The 23451-nt window shown below is 64.7% G+C and carries 22 protein-coding genes and 1 pseudogene; 17 read left to right on the forward strand and 6 right to left on the reverse strand.

What is annotated here, in order from left to right:
• Window positions 1-50 precede the first annotated feature (50 nt).
• Window positions 51-1271: an ABC transporter substrate-binding protein gene (locus AC5FRZ_RS16910; protein ID WP_493565201.1), complete on the reverse strand. Its 1221-nt coding sequence runs from the start codon at window positions 1269-1271 to the stop codon at window positions 51-53.
• 296 nt (window positions 1272-1567) lie between these two features.
• Here AC5FRZ_RS16910 and AC5FRZ_RS16915 point away from each other — a divergent pair, with 296 nt between their 5' ends.
• From AC5FRZ_RS16915 to AC5FRZ_RS16940, 6 genes and pseudogenes are all read left to right on the forward strand, one after another.
• Window positions 1568-2656: a metal ABC transporter substrate-binding protein gene (locus tag AC5FRZ_RS16915; protein WP_170095387.1), complete on the forward strand. Its 1089-nt coding sequence runs from the start codon at window positions 1568-1570 to the stop codon at window positions 2654-2656.
• A gap of 7 nt (window positions 2657-2663) precedes the next feature.
• The gene (locus tag AC5FRZ_RS16920; protein ID WP_493565202.1) at window positions 2664-3452 is read left to right on the forward strand and encodes a metal ABC transporter ATP-binding protein; all 789 of its coding nucleotides are present in this window, start codon (window positions 2664-2666) and stop codon (window positions 3450-3452) included.
• The gene (locus AC5FRZ_RS16925) at window positions 3449-4477 is read left to right on the forward strand and encodes a metal ABC transporter permease (RefSeq protein WP_493565203.1); all 1029 of its coding nucleotides are present in this window, start codon (window positions 3449-3451) and stop codon (window positions 4475-4477) included. The genes AC5FRZ_RS16920 and AC5FRZ_RS16925 overlap by 4 nt, the downstream gene beginning before the upstream one ends.
• Before the next feature lie 250 nt (window positions 4478-4727).
• Window positions 4728-5910: pseudogene (locus tag AC5FRZ_RS16930) on the forward strand (ABC transporter substrate-binding protein).
• Window positions 5911-6552: 642 nt separating this feature from the next.
• Window positions 6553-6909, forward strand: coding sequence for a four-helix bundle copper-binding protein (locus AC5FRZ_RS16935; RefSeq protein WP_208628536.1), 357 nt, complete (start codon window positions 6553-6555; stop codon window positions 6907-6909).
• Window positions 6910-7059: 150 nt separating this feature from the next.
• Window positions 7060-7308, forward strand: coding sequence for a hypothetical protein (locus tag AC5FRZ_RS16940; protein WP_208628535.1), 249 nt, complete (start codon window positions 7060-7062; stop codon window positions 7306-7308).
• 69 nt (window positions 7309-7377) lie between these two features.
• Here AC5FRZ_RS16940 and AC5FRZ_RS16945 read toward each other — a convergent pair whose 3' ends face one another.
• Window positions 7378-8571 (reverse strand): glycosyltransferase, encoded by a 1194-nt coding sequence (locus AC5FRZ_RS16945; protein WP_493565204.1) that lies wholly within the window; start codon window positions 8569-8571, stop codon window positions 7378-7380.
• 647 nt (window positions 8572-9218) lie between these two features.
• On the opposite strand from AC5FRZ_RS16945, the gene AC5FRZ_RS16950 reads away from it, so the two are divergent.
• Window positions 9219-10298, forward strand: coding sequence for a Gfo/Idh/MocA family protein (locus tag AC5FRZ_RS16950; protein WP_372480925.1), 1080 nt, complete (start codon window positions 9219-9221; stop codon window positions 10296-10298).
• 6 nt (window positions 10299-10304) lie between these two features.
• Here AC5FRZ_RS16950 and AC5FRZ_RS16955 read toward each other — a convergent pair whose 3' ends face one another.
• Together AC5FRZ_RS16955 and AC5FRZ_RS16960 are read right to left on the reverse strand one after the other, a co-directional pair.
• Window positions 10305-11063, reverse strand: coding sequence for a sugar phosphate isomerase/epimerase family protein (locus AC5FRZ_RS16955; protein WP_493565205.1), 759 nt, complete (start codon window positions 11061-11063; stop codon window positions 10305-10307).
• Between the two features lie 108 nt (window positions 11064-11171).
• The gene (locus AC5FRZ_RS16960; protein ID WP_493565206.1) at window positions 11172-11999 is read right to left on the reverse strand and encodes a hypothetical protein; all 828 of its coding nucleotides are present in this window, start codon (window positions 11997-11999) and stop codon (window positions 11172-11174) included.
• 299 nt (window positions 12000-12298) lie between these two features.
• Here AC5FRZ_RS16960 and AC5FRZ_RS16965 point away from each other — a divergent pair, with 299 nt between their 5' ends.
• From AC5FRZ_RS16965 to AC5FRZ_RS16975, 3 genes are all read left to right on the forward strand, one after another.
• Window positions 12299-13063 carry an NAD-dependent epimerase/dehydratase family protein gene (locus tag AC5FRZ_RS16965; RefSeq protein WP_372480922.1) on the forward strand — a complete coding sequence of 255 codons (765 nt, stop codon included), beginning with the start codon at window positions 12299-12301 and terminating at the stop codon, window positions 13061-13063.
• Window positions 13064-13191: 128 nt separating this feature from the next.
• Complete coding sequence (locus AC5FRZ_RS16970; protein ID WP_493565207.1) at window positions 13192-13575, forward strand: DUF5789 family protein; 384 nt, start codon at window positions 13192-13194, stop codon at window positions 13573-13575.
• A 185-nt stretch (window positions 13576-13760) separates the two neighbouring features.
• Complete coding sequence (locus AC5FRZ_RS16975) at window positions 13761-13937, forward strand: hypothetical protein (protein ID WP_493565208.1); 177 nt, start codon at window positions 13761-13763, stop codon at window positions 13935-13937.
• Between the two features lie 72 nt (window positions 13938-14009).
• Here AC5FRZ_RS16975 and AC5FRZ_RS16980 read toward each other — a convergent pair whose 3' ends face one another.
• Window positions 14010-14483, reverse strand: a complete 474-nt coding sequence (locus tag AC5FRZ_RS16980) for a DUF4112 domain-containing protein (protein ID WP_493565209.1) — start codon at window positions 14481-14483, stop codon at window positions 14010-14012.
• 134 nt (window positions 14484-14617) lie between these two features.
• Here AC5FRZ_RS16980 and AC5FRZ_RS16985 point away from each other — a divergent pair, with 134 nt between their 5' ends.
• The 6 genes from AC5FRZ_RS16985 to AC5FRZ_RS17010 all read left to right on the forward strand — a co-directional run bounded on the left by AC5FRZ_RS16985 (window position 14618) and on the right by AC5FRZ_RS17010 (window position 21473).
• Window positions 14618-18148, forward strand: coding sequence for a PAS domain S-box protein (locus AC5FRZ_RS16985; protein ID WP_493565210.1), 3531 nt, complete (start codon window positions 14618-14620; stop codon window positions 18146-18148).
• 160 nt (window positions 18149-18308) lie between these two features.
• The gene (locus AC5FRZ_RS16990; protein WP_493565211.1) at window positions 18309-18947 is read left to right on the forward strand and encodes a helix-turn-helix domain-containing protein; all 639 of its coding nucleotides are present in this window, start codon (window positions 18309-18311) and stop codon (window positions 18945-18947) included.
• A 56-nt stretch (window positions 18948-19003) separates the two neighbouring features.
• On the forward strand, window positions 19004-19705 hold the full coding sequence (locus tag AC5FRZ_RS16995; protein WP_372480916.1) for a helix-turn-helix domain-containing protein: 702 nt from the start codon (window positions 19004-19006) through the stop codon (window positions 19703-19705).
• A 135-nt stretch (window positions 19706-19840) separates the two neighbouring features.
• Window positions 19841-20428, forward strand: a complete 588-nt coding sequence (locus tag AC5FRZ_RS17000; RefSeq protein WP_493565212.1) for a hypothetical protein — start codon at window positions 19841-19843, stop codon at window positions 20426-20428.
• Window positions 20425-21066 (forward strand): DUF2238 domain-containing protein, encoded by a 642-nt coding sequence (locus AC5FRZ_RS17005; RefSeq protein WP_493565213.1) that lies wholly within the window; start codon window positions 20425-20427, stop codon window positions 21064-21066. Before AC5FRZ_RS17000 ends, AC5FRZ_RS17005 begins: the two co-directional genes overlap by 4 nt.
• A 200-nt stretch (window positions 21067-21266) precedes the next feature.
• Entirely contained in the window at window positions 21267-21473 is a 207-nt protein-coding gene (locus AC5FRZ_RS17010) for a hypothetical protein (RefSeq protein WP_372480913.1), read from the forward strand.
• A gap of 33 nt (window positions 21474-21506) precedes the next feature.
• Here the strand turns inward: AC5FRZ_RS17010 and AC5FRZ_RS17015 are convergent, their stop codons facing one another.
• Window positions 21507-21824 carry a DUF7344 domain-containing protein gene (locus AC5FRZ_RS17015; protein WP_372480912.1) on the reverse strand — a complete coding sequence of 106 codons (318 nt, stop codon included), beginning with the start codon at window positions 21822-21824 and terminating at the stop codon, window positions 21507-21509.
• A gap of 712 nt (window positions 21825-22536) precedes the next feature.
• Here AC5FRZ_RS17015 and AC5FRZ_RS17020 point away from each other — a divergent pair.
• On the forward strand, window positions 22537-23451 hold the full coding sequence (locus AC5FRZ_RS17020) for a diacylglycerol/lipid kinase family protein (RefSeq protein ID WP_493565214.1): 915 nt from the start codon (window positions 22537-22539) through the stop codon (window positions 23449-23451).

Consider the following 23451-nt stretch of genomic DNA (forward strand, 5'->3'; position numbering starts at 1 on the left):
TTCGCCGCCCCGGGGTGGCAAAATCGGTCACAGATTTACAGCCGGTAGTATCAGAAGTCCCCGCCGATGACGTCTGCGACCCGCTGTCGATCGAACAGCGTGAGCGAGTCCTCCCGAAGTGTCTCTATCCCGTTCCACTCGCCGAACGCCTCGGGGTAGAACTGTCTCGCCGCCGCCTCCGTCTGGAAGAGGTTGACGATCGGCCCCTGGTACGCGGTGCCGCCGCGATACAGCCGGTCGTTTTGAACCGCCGACAACTGGCTGCCGACCGGATCCGCACGCATTGTCTCCATTCGGGACTCGAACTCCTCGGTCGAGACGTGTGAGAAGCCGTACTGGAACACGATCGCGTCGGGATCGACGTCCAGCAGTTGCTCGTAGTCGAACTGGCCGTAGCCTCCTTCGATGTGGTCGTCGAAGGCTCCGCGCATCCCGAGGTCGCGGTACTGCTTGTGGTTGTTCCCCGCCTGGACGGGATAGACGTAGAACGTGGCGTTCTCGAACTGCGAGTTGACCGATACGAGACCGACGGTCGGTCGCTCCGCTGCCGGCGGCAGCCGCTCGTCGATGGTCGCCTGCACGTCGTCGTGGACGGACGCGAGCGCCTCGTAGCGCTCTCGCTCGTCGAACGCGTCCGCGACGATCTCGAAGGCCTCGTACAGCGAGTAGTACGGGTAGTCGTGCCAGTCGTCGCCACGCCGCCGGATGTAGTTCCCGAGGAACGGATCGACGCCGGTGGCGATCTCTTCGGCGTCGTCCTCGTCCCAGTCGTCGGCTAACACGCCGATCCAGTTCGGATCGAGTAGGTGTACGTCGGCGTCTAGCTCGTAGAAGATCTCCTTGTCGAACTCGCCGTCACCGGAGATCGGCGAGACGTCCTCGAAGGAGATGTCGACCCCAGGCAACGCGTCGTAGAACACGTCGGGCATTCCGTCGGGGTCCCACAATCCCTGCAGGCTGTCGGCTTTGCCCAGGGCGATGCCCATGTCGCCGTACGTACTGAGATAGCTCACCCAGCGCTCGGGCGGTGCGTCGAACTCGACGGTGCCCATCGGCTCCATCGTTACCGAGTAACTGGTGTCGGCGTCGGTTTCTGTCGCCGCCGCTGTGGCTTCCGGGGTCGTGGCCCTGGCGTCCGTCGACTCGCCGTCACCGCCGGACCCGCTGTCGCCCGTACAGCCGGCGAGCAAACCTCCGCCGATGACTGCGCCGCCGTACTTCATGTACTCACGTCGTGTCGGTGGCTCCTCACCGCTGCTGTCGCCTCTCATGATTTTTAGGCCAGCCTAATATAGTAAAAGCGTTCCGGTACTTCGCCGAGCCGCCCCAGCGATACGTCTGTGGGTGTGTCGGCAGTTGCGGCCGGCTCTCACTTCGAGGGCTCGTCATGCCGGTCGAGGGATGCCTCGAAGCTGTCGTCGTGAGCACACTGTTTCCCACACGATACCGCAGTATCACCGGCAGCGATACCTCGGCGACGGACTCCACGACCACGGATTAGACTAGTCTAATCTTTATCTTTGATAGATACTATTATATAGTTTGACTAATCTCTAGCTAGTCGACGATGGACGATACGACGCAGTCGCGAACGCAGCACAGCTTCTCACGTCGAAGAGCCATCACTGCCGGTGCCGGACTTCTCGCCACCGGCCTCGCCGGCTGTACGACCAGTGTCGGTAGCAACGATACCAGACCCACGAACGATGCGGACGGCGCGAACGGAGACGGACCCACCGTTGCAGTCGCTTCCTTCTTCAGCTTCTACGACTTCGCACGGAACATCGTCGACGGGACGCCAATCCAGGTGGAAAATCTCGTTCCGACCGGATTGCACGGTCACGGGTGGGAGCCGAATGCGAGCGTCACGAAAGATATCATCGAAGCGGACGCGTTTCTCCACGTCGGGCCGGGATTCCAGCCGTGGGCCGACCGCGCGATTCAGACACTCGAAGACGACGACGTCGACACACAGTTGATCAACGTCCGTGAGGGCGTCGAAATGGTCGATCTCGCCGCGACGCTGGATCCCGACGAAGAGGGGGTCGGAAAGCAACAGGGGAAGGACCCACACTTCTGGCTCGATCCCGACCGCGCGAAGCAATCGGTCGACAACATCGCCGACGGGCTCGCACGACTCGCGCCCGAACACGCACAGACGCTCCGGAAAAACGCCGAGACGTACAACTCTGACACCCTCGAACGGATCGACCGGGACTACCGGGCCATCTTCGATGCCGCCGACCGAAACGTCGTGCAACTCGCGGCGCACAACGCCTTCCAGTACATCGGCGTCACGTACGACGCCGAGATGGTCCCCCTCGTCACGAACCTCGCAGCCAGTGGCGACGTCAAACCCTCTGACATCGCCGAGGCGAAGACGGTCATCCAGGAAAACGACATCGACTACATCGCCAACGGTGTCTTCGAGTCACGGAAGCCCGCGAAGCAACTGCTCGAGGAAACACGGGTTACTGGCTATCTCCCCGTCACCCCCTACGCGGGGGTCCGAGAGGACTGGGTCGAGAACGACTGGGGCTACGAGGAGATCGCTTACAACATCAACATGCCCACGTTCGAGGTCGTCCTCGGCAACAAACGACCCGAGGAAGCCGGACCCGACGGCTGGGCCGACGAGTGGCTGAACTTCGAGTGATCGTCCAATGAGCACACACAATCCCGAGAACACCACGAGCGTAGAGTCGGCCAACAGTACCGAGCCGATCGTCGAACTGTCCGGCGTCGACTTCGGGTACACGTCTACCCCGGTCGTCGAGGACATCTCGCTTCGGATCGACCCCGGTGAGTACGTTGCGGTGGTGGGTCCGAACGGGTCGGGCAAGTCGACGCTGATGAAGTTGCTGCTGGGGCTGCTTCGACCTGACGAGGGCATCGCTCGGCTCTTTGGCGAGCCCTCCCACGAGTTCGACGACGGCTCCCGTCTCGGCTACGTCGCCCAACACGCCAGTGCCTCGAAAGAGATGCCGATCACCGTCCGCGAAGTCGTGAAGATGGGTCGGTTCCCACACGTCGGCTTCGGTCGGCTCTCGGGTGCGGACTGGGACATCGTAGACGAGGCGCTTGCGACCGTCGGCATGACGGCGTTCGCCGATCGCCGCGTCACACAGCTGTCGGGCGGTCAGCGCCAGCGGGCATTCATCGCCCGCGCGCTCGCCGGTGAGGCCGACCTGCTCGTGCTCGACGAGCCGACCGTCGGCGTCGACATGGAGTCCGTCGAGGCGTTCTACGACCTCCTGGATTCGCTGCACGGCAACGGTATCACGGTCTTGCTCATCGAGCACGACCTCGGTGCGGTCACCGAACACGCCGAACGCGTCGTCTGTCTCAACCGGGAGATCTACTTCGACGGACCGGCCAGTGAGTTCGTCGAGAGTGATTCCCTTGCTCGCGCGTTCGGCACCACGGCGAACCTGCTGGGTGGTTCTCGATGACCCTCCTCGCTGCTCTTTCGCTTCAAACGGGACTGCTGGACTCTGTGCTCGGGCCACTGTACTGGTTTCTGGCGTACTGGTCGGAGATTATGTCGTGGCTCGCCGGACAGACCGGCCTCGAAATCCTCCAGTACGGCTTCATGCACCGGGCGATTCTGGTCGGTCTCTGTATCGGCGTGATGGCACCGCTGATCGGGACGTTCCTCGTCCACCGCCAGCTCGCGCTCATCGGTGACGCACTCGCCCACACGGGCTTCGCTGGCGTCGCGATTGGCCTGTTCCTGAACGCCGTCATCGACCTGGGGGTCTCGCCGTATCTGACGGCCGTCGTCGTTGCGATGATCGCAGCCCTGCTCATCGAGCTCATCTCGGAGGCGACGGACGCCTACAACGACGTCTCGATGGCGATCGTGCTCTCGACGGGCTTCGCGCTGGGGACGACACTGATCAGCATCAACGCAGGCGGGCTCGCTGTCGGCGTGAATCAGTTCCTCTTCGGCAATCTCTCTACCGTCTCGAACGAGAGTGCGGCGATACTGCTGGCGCTGTTTGGCATCATCATCGGCGTGATCGGGCTCACACGCAACCAGCTACTGTACGTCACCTTCGACGAGACGGCCGCTGCGGTGTCGGGTCTCTCGGTGAGCTGGTACAACCGCATCACGGTGATGCTGACTGCGATGGTCGTCGTCGGCGCGATGCAGATCATGGGCGTCATCCTGGTCGCGGCGATGCTCGTCGTCCCCGTCGCTGGCGCGAGCCAGGTCGCACGGAGTTTCAACGAATCCCTCCTGATCTCGGTCGTGCTTGCCGAACTGGCAGTTATTCTCGGCATCGGAGCGTCGTACTACGGTGAGGCGACTGCCGGGGGCGTTATCGTCCTCGTCGCGGTCGCGATTTACGTCATCGCCGTCGTGCTCGGGAAGCTCCAGACGGCCTTCGGCGAGGAAGCGACTCCCGAGATGGGCAGTATCGACATGGGCGAATCCGCATCGAAGGGTGAGCAACACCGGCCTGGGAGCTGACGCGGTCCATCGCATCCTCTTCGGCGTTTCTGACGGCGTCGTCTCCGAGCAGCCAGCGAGGTGCCCCGCCAAGAGCACACCACCAGTGGCGAGAAACGAACGGCGGGAGGGCATACAGAGAGCCACCCGTCCGAATCGTATAGACACTCTGGAGATCGTCTCTGAGACCTAAATAGAACATCCACCCGGCACAATATTTAGGCTAACCTAAAACACCACTGTTAAGTAGAATTAGGTGGGCCTAAAATATATGGCCGGCAGCTATAACTCTCAGAAGACACCGACGCGGCGAGATGTGCTCAAGTACGGCGGTGCTGTTACAGGTAGCGGATTGATGGGGGTTGTGCGGGATTGTCCGATTCTGACTCTGAATCAACTCCGACTAACGATACGACTGAAGAGTCGACCGAGACATCTACTGAATCCACTAAGCTATTCTGTAACGATGGAACCGACGGGCACCGTCGAGTTCGACTCGGTCCCCGAACGGTGGATTGCCTACGATGGCAGCTACGCAGATCTGGGGGTCGCATTGGGCCAAGCCGACGGTATCGGTGGGGCTGATCGATACTATACACACCTGTCCGACGAGTTGCCAGGTGTGGCGGTCGATACCGATCCCATTGAAAGTTCTCCAGAAGTTCGGACAAAAGAAGAGTTCTACGAGCTCGATAATGATGTCCACTTATATGACCCATACATGCTCATCAATTGGTTCGACTGGGACGAGTCGGACATCGAGGAAAATTTCCACGAACGTCGCCCCCTTCGTCGGCAACTTGATTTTCCGCCGATCGGACAGTTGGCACGACTATCGGTACTATACGTTGTACGAGGCTTTCGAAAAGGTCGCCCAAGTGTTCCAAGAACAACAACGCTACGAGGCGTTCAAGCGACTCCACGACGAGTTCATTGCAGACATACAGACCCAACTCCCAGCAGCCGATGAGCGACCGAACGTTTTCCTCACATACGGCGTCACGGAGGAACCCGACGAGTTCACACCGTACCGGCTCAATGATAGGGGAACGAGCAAGAAGCAGTGGCGTGACCTCGGCGTGAACGACGCTCTCGGCGGGACAGACATCGAGAATCAGAGTACCACCGAGAACACGGATCTCGACTACGAGGGGCTGCTCGAGCTGGACCCGGACGTGATCTTGTTCCGAAACTTTGCCGAGATGTCGGCGGCAGAGTTCCGGGACACCGTCCTCGCGTACATGGAAGACCATCCGGTTGGAAGCCAACTGACGGCCGTCCAGAACGGTCGCGTCTACCGCGGCGGATACCTCCATCAAGGGCCGATCCACAACCTGTTTCTGACCGAACGGGCCGCGAAACAGATTTACCCCGACGTGTTCGGGGACGTGACGGGCGACACGGAACTATTTGACCGTCAACGCGTCGCAGACATCATCAACGGGGACTTCTAGAGTCCTGTCCCGTCGTCTCTGATTCGACAGAGGGCGAGCGATCACTCTCTGATAGCTTGTTCGAGGGGTGTGGACGGCGACGGTCAGCCCAGTTCTCTAAATTCGCGGTACACGCGGCTGGCCAGACAGCGGACCGAATCGGTGTTTGATGGCCGAAAACGTCGTCTCGGCAATCAACCGTTGCCCGTAGAGACCGTGTTCAACTGCGCGTTGTGCGTGTCCGTAGTGAGTGAATCGCCGGCGTTACTCTCTCTACACTGATTCTATCTTCGGAGCGACACCATTTCCTGTCGTCTGTGGATGAACAGAGCACTATCCTCCGAAGTAGCACATCTCCCCATGCTGAACTCTATATAGCTTTATGCGATTTATAGACTGGGGCTGTGGAGTCTCGGAACTGCTACTGCGGGAATTCGGCATTTCGGGTGAATATACACCTGTGCGTGATTACTCCAATAATCACGACCACATTGACGTACCCCGACGCCGTCGGTGAAGCGCGAATGCGGTACCTGGTGGAACGAGGCCCGACACCCGATCGGGCGACGCCGTGGCTGATGACCGACGGCGTGTGGCCAGCGAGTGCTCCTTGCGATGGCAGGCCCAACCATTTCTCACCCTCCGGTCGAAGGACGCACGGGAATGTCTCTCACAGAAACGGTCTCGAAGATCGAAACCCTCAGCGACGAACAGCGCGAATGCATCGAACACTGCAACGAGGCGGCCGAGGTGTGTGAATGGTGTGCAGACGAGTGTCTCGGGGAGTCGGAGATGGAGGAGTGTGCCCGACTGTGCCGTGACGTGGCCGACATCGCGTCGCTGCACGCTCGCCTCGTGGCACGGGGGTCGACCTACAGCACCGATCTCGCAGCGATCTGCGCCGAGGTCTGTGAAGCGTGTGCCCAGGAGTGTGAGACACACGACGCCGATCACTGTCAGGTCTGTCGTGACGTCGTGCAGACGTGTGCCGAGAGCTGTCGGCGGATGGCGAACGCGTAACGAGGTCGGGCGCTCCCCTCGGGTCGGCGTCCCTCTGCGATGGGGTCGACGACCTCGGTGACGGTCCACGTGTCTGTCCGGCGTGTCACGCCTTGAATCGCTTGCAAGTGCCTGCAGACCGGTTTTGCTGCTCGGGCCGAGAGAGCAGGTATGGCACAGATCGTCGAACGGGAAGACGAGTACGTCCACGTACAGTTTCGCGATCCAGACGCGTTCCAGACGGTCAGAGAGCCCAACTGGGCCCAGTGGGTCGCGTGGTCGGTCTCGTCGAGTGCCCGCGTCCGCATCGGGAAGGAGCGTGGGTGCGAAGAGTGGACGGTCCAGAGCGTTCTCGTCGACGGAGAGGAATCACTGGCGCGGGAGCAGGCGGAGCAGATCGCCGAAAAGATCGACGCCTGATGCTGTCGGCTCGGTCTGTGACGACTGGCGTCACCCCGGTGTGATGGTGAACATAGAGCAGCCAGCGTATCAGTCGTCGGACGGCGTCCCGCGGGCGGCGCTACAGGCCCCGAGGAGCGGTCCGGACCGGGTAGATTCGGACTCTGCGGTCGGGTCGCCGAGCGCGTCGACCGTCTGGCTGTCGACGTGGTGGTAGATGTGACGGTGCTGAGTACCGACCCGTTCGAAGCTGTTGGCGCTCTTGTACTGGGCCATGCGTTCCCCCAACTGCTCGCGGGCCGTGTCGTCTTCGAGCAACGACCGGACCCGCTCGACGAGTGCGGACGTGTCCTCGGCGTCGACCGTCGCAGGGGCTCCCCACTTGGCCTCGATGCGCCGGAAGTACTCCACGTCGTTGGCCAGCACGGGCAGTTCCTGGCTCGCACAGGAGTTGAACGTCCCGCTCTGGGTGACGACGCGGTAGGGGAGGACGGCGAGGTCGGGGGCGGCCAGCGCAGTCCAGTACGCTTCGTCGTCGAGCACGCCCGTGACAGTCACGTTCTCCGGTGCGTCCTCGCGGATCCGCTCGGCGAACTCGAAGTCCGCGCCTTTCGGCCGTGCGCCGCCCGCGATCACGAACTCGTAGTCGGGCAGCGCGCGCGCCAGCTCGATGAAGATGTCGTGGCCCTTCGGCGGCCGGACGAAGCCCGGAATCGCTACGACGTCGTCGTCGGGAGCGAAGCCGAGCGCGCGTTTGGCCTCGGCCGTGTTCGACACCCCCGGTACGTCGGTGTTGACGCCGTGTGAGAGGACGCTGTGCTCGGCGTCGCCGAGAGCGATGTCGGCTCGGAACTTCGAGGCACAGTCCGGCGATAGGAAGATCAGGTGACTGGTACCCACTGCCAGAAGCTTGTGCAGCAAGATCAGATACAGCCGGACCGACAGCGGAGATTCGTCGGGACTCGGTTTCAGGACGGAGTGCATCGTGACGACGACCCGTTTCGACCGCAGTCGCGCGAGCAGGAACAACACGGGGAAAAAGACCAGTCCCATGATCCCGTCGTACTTGCTTCCCTCCCGCCTGAACAGGCCGTACTCGTGCTGGACGTGGACGACGTCGCCCGTCCCGCGGACGGCCCGGACGGCCAGCGAGAGGAACTGACCGATCGATCGGTCCGCCTGTGAGATGTGGACGGAATCGGCGTCGATCGAGTCGATTCCGTCCAACAGGTCACGTGCGTACGTGCCGATACCGCACGAGCCGTCTCCGGGCGTGGTGACCATCGTGACGCTCACGTCCGTTGAGGGTGTCGACTCCGGGTCTGCCGTCTTCGCGTTTCCAGATGTATGCGTATTGCTCATGGTGCGGAGATGCCACTGACCCGGACCGGCAGGACTGAACCCAGAAGCGTCTGGTCAGATCCCGATGTCCGGGCTGCGGTATCTGAATCTGACGTGCCACACTTATTGTAGTTAGTACCGTTCACAGAGTGTCTCGGCCTTACCCATACCGGAGAGCGGAGTTTGGGCACCCAGCGACCACGGGACGGCGGTTCGAGGATACGTGGGTGTACGATCCCGATAAGTCGACCACTACCATCGGAGCCGCCGTACGTCGATGCACGTCTCCGACGGACAACCGACAGTCTGGGGCGCGTAATCGGTACTTACCGGCGTCTCCTCGACGGGACGGGCGGTGAACGAGTCGGGCATCGCCTCTATACGGAGCGGTACGCTTCCCGGCCGAGAGTGGTACACACTCGAAGGTAGCGGACACGCATCTACAGACAACCTGTAAGAAGGCATATACGTCAAACTTCTCTTAACGGAGGTATGAGGACCCAACCGAAGCCGACCCTCACTGGTAAGCACTGCTTCAGTCGACAGATACACCCGTTCGCGACGACCGTTCGACGGGGTGGTCTGTGACGATGGCCGAGTTCGACGTTGCGTTCGTCGGCACGGGTGCAGACCCCGACGAGCCGTCGGTCGACGGATTCGCCATGGCGTACCGCCACGCGGCGGCCTACCGCGAACTCGACAACTGTCGTCTCGTCGGCGCGGCCGACATCGTCCGTGAGAACGCCGAGGCGTTCGCGGACGAGTACGACGTGCCGGCCGACGGCGTCTTCGAGGACTACGAGGCGATGCTGGCCGCGGTCGAGCCCGACATCGTGAGTATCTGTACCCCGCCCGCGACCCACGCGGACCTCGTCGTCGGCACCGCCCGGAGCTGCGGCGTCGACGCGATCCACTGCGAGAAACCCATGGCTCTGACGTGGGGCGGTGCCCGGCGGATGGCTCGCGTCTGCGAGCAAGAGGACGTGGCACTGACGTTCAACCACATGCGCCGCTTCGGCGCACCGTTTCGCGCCGCCAAGCGCAAACTCGATGCCGGTGCCATCGGCGACCTGCGCCGGATCGAGTACAGCTGGGGGAACTTCTACGACAACGGCACCCACGCGGTCGACATGTGCAACTACTTCAACGACGAGCAGCCCGCGTCGTGGGTCATCGGCCAGCTGGACTACACCGAGGAGGACGTTCGCTTCGGCACACACAACGAGAACCAGGTGCTCGCCTGCTGGGAGTACGACAACGGCGTCTTCGGCATGGCCGCGACGGGGCCGGCCGAGGACGTCGCCGAGGGCGACTGGCGACTCGTCGGCAGCGACGGCTTCATGGACGTTCACCTGACGGACAGGCTCGCCGTCGAGGTGTACAGCACCGATCCCGACGACTGCGAGGAGCAGACCTTCGAGGAGATGGTGCCTGGGGAGGCGACCGCGATCGACCTCGCAATCGCCGACGTAGTCCAGGCCCAGTCGGAGGGTCGGACTTCCGAACTCTGTGCGGAGAACGCACTCACGGCCACGGAGATCATCTTCGCCGGCTACGAGTCCGCCCGCCGTCGCGGCCGGGTCGAACTCCCCCTCGAGATCGACGACAACCCCCTGGAGTCGATGGTCGACGCCGGCAAGCTCTCGCCGTCGGCTCCCGGCGACGACTAGGCGTCGTCACTCCATCGCATCGCGGACCGTCGTGACCGTCTGCTCGACGGCCGGCGTCGGATTCTCCCCGTCGGCTTCGTACTCGATCACGAGCGGTCGGTCGAACGCCGTCTCCGCATCGAGCAGGTCGAGCAGCGCCGCCACGTCGAGCTGTCCGGTCCCCGCGACCGCCTCCGTCTCCTCGTCGACGAAGTCCTTCAGGTGCAGCGCCAGCACCCGGTCGCCCAGCCGCGAGATGACCTCGCTTGGCTCCTCGCCCGACCGGAAGAAGTGGCCGGTGTCGACACAGGCCCCCAGGCGCGGGTCGTCGGCGGCGTCGAGGACGCTGGCCACGTCGTCGACGGTCGCGTACGTCGCGTCGGGACCGTGGTTGTGGATCGCCAGATCCAGGTCGAACTCCGCGGCGACCGAGAGCAGGCGGTCGCGGATCGCCGCGTCTTCGGGCGGGAACTCCAGCGAACAGTAGTCGCCCCCGAGCCGGTCGACCAGCTCGAACGTCGCCCGGATCTGCGCTGCCGACTCGGCCTCGAAGGAGACGACGCCGTACCCGCAGACGCCGAGGCCGGCGTCGGCGAGGGTGTCGCGGACCCGGTCGATCGCGGCGGTGTCGGCGTCGGGCCGAACGTGTACGTCGCACAGCTCGACGGCGGAGACGCCGGTGTTCGAGAGTTCGTCCCGGATCGCGGGCACGTCGAACTCCCGATACGTGAAACTCTGGACGCCGATCTCGTACTGTCCGCGGGCCTGCTCGGTGGGTGCGCTCATGTGTTGGCTCCGTCCCGCGATACGACGTGGTGTGTGACACGATCGTCTGTTCGTCTCATTGTCGGTAGCAACCGACGGAGGCAATTAGTTAGCAGCGGCTTATCGGGCTCAGACGCGGCGGAACGCTCTCGCGTCCACGTTCGTGATCCCCACGGACACGTCTCCGGCGGTCGTTTCGCCGACGGTGTCGACGGTGCCACCGACGTAGGCCGCGTCGAGACGTGTCGTGACCGTTGCGTCGTGACGCCACAGCGTTCCAGCGACGTTCGCGCCGTAGAGCATCCCGAAACGGTTGATCCCGCAGTCGTCGCCGACCAGTCTGACGCCGTCCTCGCAGGCCTCGACGTTGAGCCACTCGACGACGTTCGCCATCGAGTAGCCGGAGAGCCGGAGTGACTGGCCCTGTCGGCTGCTCGTCGACCCTCTGAGCCCCCCGAACTGGAACTGTCGGAGGTCCAGTGCCGTCCCGCCGACCGTGTTGTGGACGCCGAAGTGGTCGGTGTTGAGGACGTGGTTGAGCCGACAGGCCGCCGTCGCAGTCGATGAGCCGTTGTTCGTCGCGATCGACAGCGTGCAGCTGTTGTACGCGTCCGCGAAGTCGTCCCGGCCCAGACGGAAGAGGACGCCGTCGCGGTCGCCCTGAAACCCGACGCCGGTGATCTCGACGTAAAAGAGATCGCTCCCGTCGCCGTCGACGATCGCGAACCCGTCGCCGTCGCCGTCCCCGAGATCCAGGACGCTCGTGCCGACTCCGCCACCGCGGATCGCGAAGTCGTCCCCCACCGCCTCGTAGTCGGCGAGATCGACCGTCGTCGGTTCGCAGTCGTGCGTTCCCGGCGGCACCCAGAGCACGCCGCCACCGCGCTCGTCGAGTCGTTCGAACGCGTCGTGCCAGTCTCCGTCGCGGAGTGTGACGACTCCGGATACGTCGGTCATGGGCCGACCTGTTCGCCCGAGGGCAAGAGTATGCAGGGCTTACGGCGACTGTCGCGGGGTACACGTCGGTACAGCCTCGTTCGTCCCGTGGCTGTCGGACGAGAGTCGCGCTCTCGGCCGGCGACGGTCCGTCCAGACGCAGTCGGCTGTCCGGGCGATCCCGTTCCCTGCGCTCTCGCTCTCAGACGAGACCGATTGAAACGATTGACACACCGACTGCACTTCCGTCGTGCGATCGGGTGTGCAGTGATTTTCAGTGGCTACTATATTACAAAGGCACCGTCTTCCCACTCTGGTGTATGCAAATCGCGATCACCGGTGGTGCCGGTCGGGTCGGCCGCGTCGTCGCCGAGGCGTTCGACGCGGCCGAGCGGACGCTGCTCACCCACGGCGAACACGACGACCTCGACGGCGAACTGCTCGACGCCACGGACCGGGCCGCGTTCGAGGAGGCCATCACGGGTTCGGACGTACTCGTCCACCTGGCCTGGAGCCCAGCCGACCGGGACGCGTGGGACGAGGGCGACGAGGCGAACGTCCGGATGGCGGACAACGCACTCGCGGCTGCCCTCGCCTGCGATCTCGACCGGGTCGTGGTGGCGAGTTCTGCCCACGCGTTCGGCATGTACAACCGCGACGACCCCACAGAGTTCGAGGCCACGGTCGAGCGGCCATCGACGACGATCCGGCCCGAGACGCCGCCGCGGCCGGACTCGTACTACGGCGTCGCCAAGGTCGCGATCGAGGGCTTGTGCCGGTTCTACGCCGACCGCTACGACCTGGCGGTCGTCGTGGTCCGTGTGGGGTGGCTGATGGACGAGACCGAGTTGCGCGCGACGGCCGACGACGCCGAGGCCCGCCACCGCTTCGCTCGCGCGATGTGGCTCAGCCCGCGTGATTGCCGGGCGCTGTTCCGTGCCGCCGCCGAGCACTCGATCGAGCGGTCTCCGGTCGTGGCCCACGGCATCTCCCGCAACGCCGACCGCACCCTCTCGCTGACAGAGACGATGCAGCGACTCGACTACCGACCCCGAGACGACGCGGCGGCGGTCCTCGACGGCTGATACCGCCCGGCACCGCGACGCGGGCCACTCTCTCCGAGGTGGCGATCACCGTCACAGACGAGCCGTCCGTTTCGGCCACGTGGCAGGCGCTGCACAACGCCCTTGTGGCTGGTCCGCGTAGCTGGGGTATGGCGAACGACCAGTCCAGCGGCGACAGTGACGCCGCCACCGACTCGCGAGAGATGGGCGTCGACTTCGGCCAACTGACAGACGAACTCCGGGGAATGGAGTACCCGGTGACCAGAGAGGCCGTGCTCGCGGAGTACGGCGACGCCGAGATCGAGTTGTCCGGCGGCACGGAGACGCTCCAGTCGATTCTCGGGGATCAGGAGACGGAGACCGACGGAGCAGAGCGTCACGAGTACGACTCGGCGGACGCCGTCCGCCAGGCGGTCCTCACCATGGTCGGCTCCGAGGCCGTCGGTCGCGAGGACTACTCCGACAGAGGTGGCTCCGCCGAGTCGGCCGGCGGCGATATCGACGGCGATGGTGACGAGGACCAGTCACTGTAACCGCGGTCCGCGGTCCGATGCCGGGGTGGGCCACGCGCTGTGGGACCGATCCCGCCGATCGCCGTCCACGGGCAGCTTCGAAGCGACGCCCTACCCAGAGTAATCACGCGAGCGTTCGTGATAGTCCAGATCAACCGTCGAAACGGACGGCATACCTATTCGTTCCCCGTTCGCAGGGCACACCGATGTCGCGATATCCACGCTCGGTGAGAAGCGCTCACCTCAAGTGTATCCCCTGTAACGCACCAGTCGTCGAGACCGTCGACGGCGGGTTCTACTGCGTCGACTGCGGCAGTTCACCGATCCGATCACCCATCGCCGGTGACGGCGCTGACGGGCGGACCGTCACGAACGACGACTGATCGGTCCCTCGCCCGTCCTGGGTGTCAGCTCTGAGCGAGACGACGGGTCCAGCGTATCCTTTGGTGCGCCGTTCACTCCGTGAAGGCGGTGTCGACGTACGATTCGAGTGCCGTGGCGTTTCGATCGTTGACCTTCAGTGTCGCGTCGACGATCGGCCCGAGGACGGGGACCGACCCGACGAGGAAATCCAGTGCGACAAAGAGGAGCATCGCCGCCAGCGTCCGGAGCGGGACGCCGACACGGAATCCTTCGAAGACGATGTACAGCGACGCGGCGGCTGCGACGGCGTCGCCCGCGACCGGCGCGATGCCGATGAGCGGGTCGAGGCCGATCCGGTACCCCACCCACGGGATCTCGATGGCGTCGTCAAGCAGGTGGCCGACGCGGCGTGCTCGCCCGGCCGCCCGCTCGGCCTCGGCCCGCGAGAGAATCCTCCCGCGACCGGTGACCCGTGCCACCACCGCGTCGAGATCGGGACCCGGGCGGATACCGGTCTCTCGTTCGTCGCTCGCGACCTCGACGCCGGATTCGCGGCTCGGGCTCATACTTCGCGTTGATCGCGGGGACGGAAAGAAGCTCGGTCGCTTCGAGCGCGAATTGGGCGGTCGTCCGACCGCTGGCGGGACGGTTGTGTTCGGGAACCGCAGGTTCATGTACTTGGGTCGTCAGGAACTCAACAATGGACGAACGCAGCCGCTTCGATAGTCGCCGGGCTCTCCTCACACTGTTCGATTCGCAGCCGCCGGGAACCCCGCTCACGACGACAGAAATCCTGAACGAGGTCGACACCGACCGGTCGACGACGTGCGAACGCCTGCATCGACTCGTCGAACGCGACGCCCTCGAAACGAAGGCCATCGGTGCCGAGGAACGGATCTGGTGGCGTCCCACTGCGGAGACACGGGAGTCGGCGGACCGTCAGTTCTCCTCTCTGGTCGCGGCGGTCGAGGAGTACGCGATCTTCAGGCTCGACGAATCGGGCCGAGTCCAGAGCTGGAACGCGGGCGCAGAGCGACTGAAGGGGTACGCAGCCGACGACATCGTCGGGGAACACTTCTCCCGGTTCTACACCGAGTCCGATCGGGAAGCGGCGGTCCCCGAGCGAAACCTCGCCGCCGCTGTGACCGAGGGCTGGATCGAAGACGAGGGGTGGCGGGTCCGCCAGGACGGGACCCGCTTCTGGGCGAACGTCACGATCACAGCGCTGCGAGACGACGCCGGAGCCCTCACGGGCTTTACGAAGGTCACCCGTGACATGACCGAACGCCGCGAGTACGAGCGGCGTCTCCGAGAGGAGACGGCGTTTACCGAGAGCATCCTCGACAACCAGCGCGATATCGTCTACGCGTTCGACACCGAGGGACGGCTGTTGCGGTGGAACGAGACGCTGGAGGCGGTCACGGGCTACGATCCCGCGGCGGTCAGCGAGATGGGCCCGATCGACTTCGTCGCCGACGGGGCGGCCGAGCGAGTCGTCGGGGCGCTCGCCCGCGTGTTCGACGGCGAGTCGGCCACCACCGAAGCGCCGCTGGTGACGGCCGACGGCGAGACGATCCCCTACGAGTTCAGCGGGACGCCACTGACCGACGAACGGGGAACGGTCGTCGGTGTCACCGGCATCGGTCGCGACATCTCCGAGCGCAAGGCGACTGAACGACAGCTCGAACGCCAGCGCGAGCGACTGGACGAAGAGCTCTCCGAGGTGTTCGACAGGGTCGACGACGCGTTCTTCGCGCTCGACGAGGAGTGGCGTTTCACACACGTCAACGAGCGAGCGGCGACGGTGCTCGATCGATCCGTCGGCGAACTGCTCGGTGCCACCATCTGGGACGAGTTCCCCGCGGCCGCCGATTCGACCTTTCGGGACCAGTACTGGCGAGCGGTCGAGACACAGGAGTCCGTCTCGTTCGAGGAGTACTTTCCACCCCTAGCGACGTGGTTCGAAGTCACTGCGTACCCTTCCGAGACCGGTCTCTCGGTGTACTTCCGTGACGTAACCGAGCGTAAGCTGTTCGAAGAGCGATTGACTGCCCTGAACCAGGCCTCTCGTGACCTCCTCACGGCCGAGTCCGAAGCCCGTGTCAGCGGCGTCCTCGCACGGACGGTGACGGCGGTGTTCGACCTGCCACTCTGTGCCGTCTACGCGTCTGACGAGGTGACCGGCCAGCTCGTCCCGGTCGAGGAGTCGATCGAGGGCGCGTTCGAGGGCGTCACGTTCACCGCAGTGCCCGCCGACGACAGCTCGCTGGCCGGCCGAGTCTTCGAGCGCGGCGCGGCGCGGTACGACGAGACGCTGGCCGACCTCTCGTCCGCCCAGACGGAGTCCGAAGGCGCAGGGGGACAGATCGGCTCGCTCGTCTCGCTGGGCGGCCACGGCCTCCTCGTCGTCGGGAGCCCCGAGCCGCTCGATGCGGACACCCGACAGCTCCTCGAACTGCTGGCGGCGAACGCGGCGGCGGCGTGGGACCGGGTCAGACACGAACGCGACCTGCAACGCCGCGTCCGACAGCAAGCGATCGTGACGAGGCTCGGCCAGGCCGCACTGGAGGACCGCGACCTCGATACCCTGATGGCGGACGCGGCCACCGCCGTCGCCGACGGTCTCGACAACGACTACTGCAAGGTCCTGGAACTCGACGACGGGGGCACCGAGCTCCTGTTACGGCAGGGCGTCGGCTGGGACGACGGCATCGTGGGCACGGCGACGGTGTCTGCCACGGAGTCGGATTCGCAGGCGGCCTACACGCTCCGGACGGAGGAGCCAGTCGTCGTGACGGACTTCGACGCCGAGACGCGATTCTCCGGCCCAGCCCTCCTGGCGAACCACGACGTGCGCGCCGGTATCAGCGTCGTCGTCGGTCCCTCGGACGATCCGTGGGGGATTCTCGGCACGCACGATCGGTCTCCCAAGCAGTTCTCCCCGCACGACGCGAGCTTCGTCCAGTCGATCGCGACCATCCTCGCGACGGCGATCGAACGCCACCGCGACGAACAGGTGCTGGTCGACCAGCGCGAGCAACTGGCCGCGCTGGTCGGTCTCAACGAGGTCGTCGGTCAGATCAGCGACTCGCTCATCGACCAGTCGAGCCGCGAGGAGATCGAAACGGTGGTGTGTGAGCGCCTGACCGCGACCGAGTCCTACGAGTTCGCCTGGATCGGTTCGGTCGACCACCGCACACAGACCGTCGAGCTGGAGGCCGAGGCCGGCGTCGAGAACTACCTGGACGACGTGTCGATCACCGTCGACGCCGAAGACGAGCACGGCTGTGGCCCGACCGGTCGCGCGTTCCGTACCGGGACGGTCCAGACGTGTCAGGACATCCCCAACGACCCCAAATACGCGCCGTGGCGGGACCGAGCCCGCGAGTACGGCTTCCGTTCGTCGGCTGCCGTTCCGATCACACACGACGGGACAACCTACGGCGTCCTCAACGTCTACGCGGAACGGTCCAACGCCTTCTCCGGCCAGGAGCGGGCCGTTCTCGGCCAGCTCGGTGGGGTCGTCGGTCACGCGATCGCGGCGATCGAACGCAAACGGGCGCTGATGTGTGACGACGTGGTCGAACTGGGCTTTCAGATTCCGGAGCCGTTCTCGGAGCTCGGTGTCGACCCCGTCGACGGGACGATCCGCCTCGCGGGTACTGTCCCCGTCGGTGACGGGAGCTACGTGATGTACGGCTCCGCCACGGAGGAGGCAAGCCAGCGAATCGGGGAGATCGCCGATCGGCTTCCCAACTGGGACGGCGTCGAGTTTCGCGGCGGCGACGACGGCGAGCGACGCTTCGAAATCAGGCTCACGGAGCCGCCGGTCCTCTCGACCGTCGCCTCGGTCGGGGGGACCATCGTCGAAGCCGTCCTGGAGGACGGCCACTACCACATGACGGTCCAGGTGCCGCCGGGCGACGGCGTCAGGCAGGTCCTCGACACCGTTCGAGGGGCGTACCCCGACGCCGAGATGGTGTTGCGCCGACAGACGACACGCGACAGCGGGATCACGAAGCAGGCGGTCCTCGATCTCTCCGAGGCGTTGACCGACCGGCAGCTCGCGGCCCTGCGAGCAGCGTATCACGCCGGGTTCTTCGAGTGGCCCCGCGACGCCTCCGGCGAGGAGGTCGCCGAGTCGCTCGACGTGGCTGCACCGACGTTCCACCAGCACCTCCGGAAAGCCGAACAGACGGTCTTCGATTCGATCCTCGCGACGCTCGCGTAGCGTCCGACGGGCCGTCCAGACGGGCCGTCGCTCGCTGCCCGTCGTGTTCGCACGGTGGGGCCACCACTCTCGAAGTAATCCCGGATTTCCCACAGAGGCGTTCCGTGGGAGTCGCCGTGGTCACTGTATACTCTTGAGGTCCGGGACCCATCCTCGGGACATGACCACGATCATGAAAGTCAGCGTCCCGCCAGAGCAGTTCGCGCTGGCAGACACCTTCGAGGCCGTTCCGGGCGTCGAGTTCGACGCCGTCAGGCTGGTCACGCACGGCACCGACCGTGCCGTCCCCTTGCTCTGGGCGACCGATGCCGACGCCGGGCAGGTGTACGAGGCCCTCGAACGCGACGAGACCACGAGAGATACGCGACTGATCTCTCGCAGGAATCACGACGCGCTGTTCTCGATGTGCTGGTCCGGACACGTCAGCTTCCTCACGCACGTTCTCGTCGAGGAGCGCGGTGCCATCGTCAGCGCTCGCGGGACCAGCGAGGGGTGGACGTTCCGGATGCTGTTTCCAGAGCGGGAGGCCGTCTCCACGACCTACGACGCCTGTTCGGAGTACGACGTTCGCGTCGAACAGCTCACCTCGCTGGACGAGTCGCCGTCACTGGGCGGGTTCAGCCTCACCGACGAGCAGTTCAGGACCGTCGCGGCGGCGGTCGACGACGGCTACTACGAGGTCCCTCGCAGCACGACGCTCGAAGAACTGGCCACAGAGCTCGACGTCTCCCACCAGGCGCTCTCCGAACGGTTGCGTCGTGGACACGGGACGCTGGTCGAGTCCGTCCTCGCGCCCTGAGGGCACTCTGGAGATAGGTGCCGGTACTATCGGGAGTCCGGGAGAACTGTCGCTCGATGAGCAACATCGTCGAAGCGTCCGTCCCGGCAGCGCAGTTCGCACTGGCAGAGACGTTCACGCGGCGACCGGACGTGGAGGTTCGCATGGTTCGTCTCGTCGCACACGGACTGGACGAGGCGATGCCGTTCCTCTGGGCCGACTGCGACGACGTCGATCGACTGCGCCGCGTCGTCGGCGCGGACGAGAGCGTCCACGGCGTCGACGTGCTCACCGACGCTGACGGCGAGTGCCTCCTCCGGATCGACTGGGGACCCGCCGTCGGACTCTTCGCACAGATCCTCGCGGAGGCCGACGCGTCGATCCTCGACGCGTCGGGTCACGACGGCCGCTGGCAGTTCCAGATCTTCTTTCCGGAGCACGACCGCGTCTCCCAGACCTACGAGTTCTGTGCTGACCACGGGATCGACATCGCCGTCGAGCGAATCGATCGGCTCTCGGAGACCTCGGCCTACGGCCACCTGGGGCTCACCGAACGCCAGTACGAGACGCTCGTCAGTGCGTACGAACTCGGCTACTACGACGTACCGCGGGGCATCAACCAGGCGGAGCTGGCAGCGAACTTCGACATCTCTCACCAGGCACTCTCCGAACGACTCCGTCGGGCTCACGGGACGGTGGTCACCAACGCACTCTACCACAGAGTCCACCGGCGGGACCACGCCGTCTCCCCACGGATGCGTCACGGAGCCGATACGTGATCTGTCGGTCGTGGCGTGCGTATGCGTGATCTTACCGAGCATACAGCGAGACAGAGCGTCCGTTCGACGGCGCTGGTCCACTCGCACTGGTCGACGCGGCCCGGTTCTTATCCCGTCCGCGCCACAACTGGATGTATGGTAATCCGAGATCCGCTCGTCAACGACGACCGAGCGAACGCCGTCGTCGGCTGGACGCTGCTGGCCGCTCTCCTCGCCGTCGCCGGCCGGAGCGCACTCGTCGGGCAACTCCTGTGGAGCGCCCTCGCTCTGGTCGTCGCCGGTGCCGTCGCAGCCCCGGGGGTCGTCACGCGATCGCCGACGACGATCGTGCCGTGGCCGCTGGTGTTCCTCGCGACCGTCGCAGTGACGGTCCGGTCGTTCGGGTACGCCCTCGAAGTGGCGGGGTACGTGGCCGTCGCGACGTTCGCACTCGTCGTCGTGGTGGAACTCGACGTGTTCTCCGAGGTCGACATGTCCAGGCGGTTCGCGGTCGGCTTCGCCGTGCTCGTGACCCTGGCAACGGAAGCGCTGTGGACGGTCGCCCAGTTCTACTCCGACCGGTGGTTCGACACGGCGTTCCTGCAGTCACAGACGGAACTACAGTGGGACTTCGTCGCCGTGACGACCGTCGCGCTCGTCATGGGGCTGTTCTTCGCGTGGTACTTCCAGCGGATCGGCTACGGCGGGTCACAGGAACTACCGGGGGAGGCGGCGTCGGCGTGACCGACGGCATCGTTCCGGGGCTCTCCGAGCGCCAGGAACGCCTCGTCACACGGACGATGCAACTGGCGCTCGGTAGCCTGTCGGCGTACGGGCTCGTGACCCTCCAGTTCGGGATGGCCGCCAACGGCGGAGTCGCGTTGGCCGTGACCCTGTTTCCGGCTCTCTTGAGCCGGGAGTACGACTATACGATGGCCCCCGCTCTCGTGCTCTGGCTCACCGTCGCCGTCTTCCTGCACAGCATCGGTTCACTGGGACCCTACCGGTGGTTTAGCTGGTACGACGAGATCGCACACACGGTCTCGGCCTCGGTCATCGCGGGGCTGGGCTACGCCTCGTTCCGGGCACTCGAACGCCACTCCGAGGACATCGAAGTCCCGCCCGGTTTCCGGGGCGTGTTCATCGTCGTGTTCGTCCTCGCTGCCGGCGTCGTCTGGGAGCTGCTGGAGTTTGGCTCCGGTCGCCTCGCGAGCGCCCTCGGGGCCGATGCACCCCTGGTGGTCATGGGTATCGACGACATCGTCACCGACTTCCTGTTCAACGCCGTCGGTGCAGTGTTCGTCGCGCTCGCTGGGACCGACGCCGTCGGCGGCCTCGTCGGTTTCTTCCGTCGACGGCTCCGCGCCAGCGATGGCGACTGATACTGTCGGCTGTCACTTCGTGAGGATCTTCGCCACCCCGGGGTGACGAAATCGGTCACAGATGTACAGCCGGTAGTATGACTCCGCCGGCACCGAAGGCGGAGACTCGCCGCTCGCGACCGCGTCGAACGGGAGCGCGACGAGTATCTCCCTAATCGTTGAGACGCCTCTCTTTTATACTCACCACTGCTGGTACCGGCATGGACATTGTCGATCGAATACAGTCGTTCGTCGCCGGAGAGCAACGAGTGCAGGACCGTGACGCGGCGGTGCCTCCGTCGACGAGCCTCTACCGGTGTTCGACCTGTGAACGCACGTTCGTGACCGACAGCGAGATGGAGGTCTGCGAGCGGTGTGGCGATCCGGTGTCCCGGACACCGACGGGTGCGGAACTGGACTTTCTGTGAGACTGCCGGCCGTCACTGCGAGCGACGGCCAGACTAAACGAGCAGGTCCGACACCGGCTCCGAGACCTGCACTGTCCCTGCTTCGCGGTCGTACGCGACGACGCCGGCATCGGCCAGTAGCGGAACGTCGACGTGGTGGAGTCGAACTTTCACCCGTTCGACTGTCTTCTCTGCCGGGAGCCGTTCGGACACCTGCCTGGCCAGAGCGTCGATCGAAACGCTGCTCGACCGCTCTCGTAACACCGTTATCGTGACGTGTCGCTGCCGATTCGAGCGGAGGCGGTAGTAGTCGGTGGCGCTGGTCTCGGTCGACTGCGATGCGGTCTCGTATCGAGGATTCGTCGTTGCCATGAGTGTGTTCCCCCCTGTGAGGTATCTATTCGGAGGGTGCGTTCCACTGAAAGAGTTGGGTCAAATCGTTTAGGGTCGCTCTCACTCGGGGCACGAACGCCCTGGCCGTCGTCGGTCGACACGACCGATGCTGGCGTTTCGCCTGGAGGTACTGAGTGCTCGGAGACGGCAGCGATCATCCCTGCGACCGTAGTGGTGTCCTTCTCTCACCTACTGGCCGGTATCGAAAGAGTATAACGAGCGTACTGTTGTGAGATGACGTGTGGTTGGTAACCGTCGTGAGCTGGCGAGTGACCGCCGTCGGACTGATACTGCCGGCTGTCACTTCGTGACGATCTTCGCCACCCCGGGGTGGCGAAATCATTCACAGATGTACAGCCGGTAGTATGAGTGGGAGCATCTCCGTCGAACGACGTCGTCGCTCGTCGTCCGTCCGCCCGAGTGAGAAGAGACGACGCACGGGCGGCTGAATGAGAGACGGCGACACAGAACGCGGCTCTGCCCGTCGGAACGAGACAGTACGCCGTCCTTATTCGAGTATCGGGGCTGGTAACAAAGCACCTGTCGGCCTTTCGATAACTGTGTCTCGATCGAACCCGCTCGTCTCGCGAGGGTTTACACCGACAGCGTCCGCCCCGCGATCGCTCGTCGGGCCGGTGGCGGAACAACAGAGTGCAACTACTGTCGGCGCTCGCTCTATCTGGGTCAACCCATGGCAGAGACAGTGATCATCCACAATCCCCGAAGTGGGAACGGCGCTCACGCCGACACGGTTCGAGCGCGCGCGGATCTGTGCGGGTACGCACTCGAACAGACCGAACGAGAGGGAGAAGCGATCTCACTGACGCGGGAGGCCGTTGCGGCCGGTTACTCGACGGTCGTGGCCGGCGGCGGTGACGGCACCGTGAACGAAGTCGTTCGAGGACTCGACGAGGCCGGTGCGTTCGACGCCGTCACGCTCGGCGTCCTCCCGCTTGGTACGGGCAACAACTTCGCAGAGCAGATCGGCGTCACAGATCTGGCGACCGCTTTCAGCGTGCTGGAGGACGGCGATCGGCGCAGCATCGACATCGGTCGAGCGACCGACAGGCCCTTCGTGAACTCCTGTGTCGCGGGGCTGACTGCCACGTCGAGTAGCGAAACCTCCAGCGCGATGAAGTCCCAGATCGGGGGGTTGGCGTACGTGCTCACGACGCTGCGGACAGCAGTGGAGTTCGATCCGCTCGAACTCACCATCGACAGCGACCGGGACGACGGCGCGCCCGCTTGGAGTGGCGAGGCAATCTGCGTGTTGGTCGGGAACGGTCGCCGGTTCACGACGGAGGGGACGACACAAGCCGACATGGAGGACGGCCGCTTCGAAGTCGCGATCGTCAGAGACGTGGCGACGCTCGATCTGATGAGCGATACGGTGCTCGAACGGCTCCTGGGACGGAACTCGACGCATATCGATCGGTTTCAGACCTCGTCGCTGGAGATCTCGAGTCACTCTCCCGAGCCCGTCCGGTTCAGCCTGGACGGCGAGATCGTGGAACACCGCGATCTCACGCTCGCCGTCCAGCCGAGGACACTGCGGATCGCGGTCGGAGAGGGGTACGATCCCGATCCCAGGACGACGGGCGAATGA

The sequence above is a fragment of the Halomicrobium sp. HArcht1-1 genome, assembly GCF_058933285.1.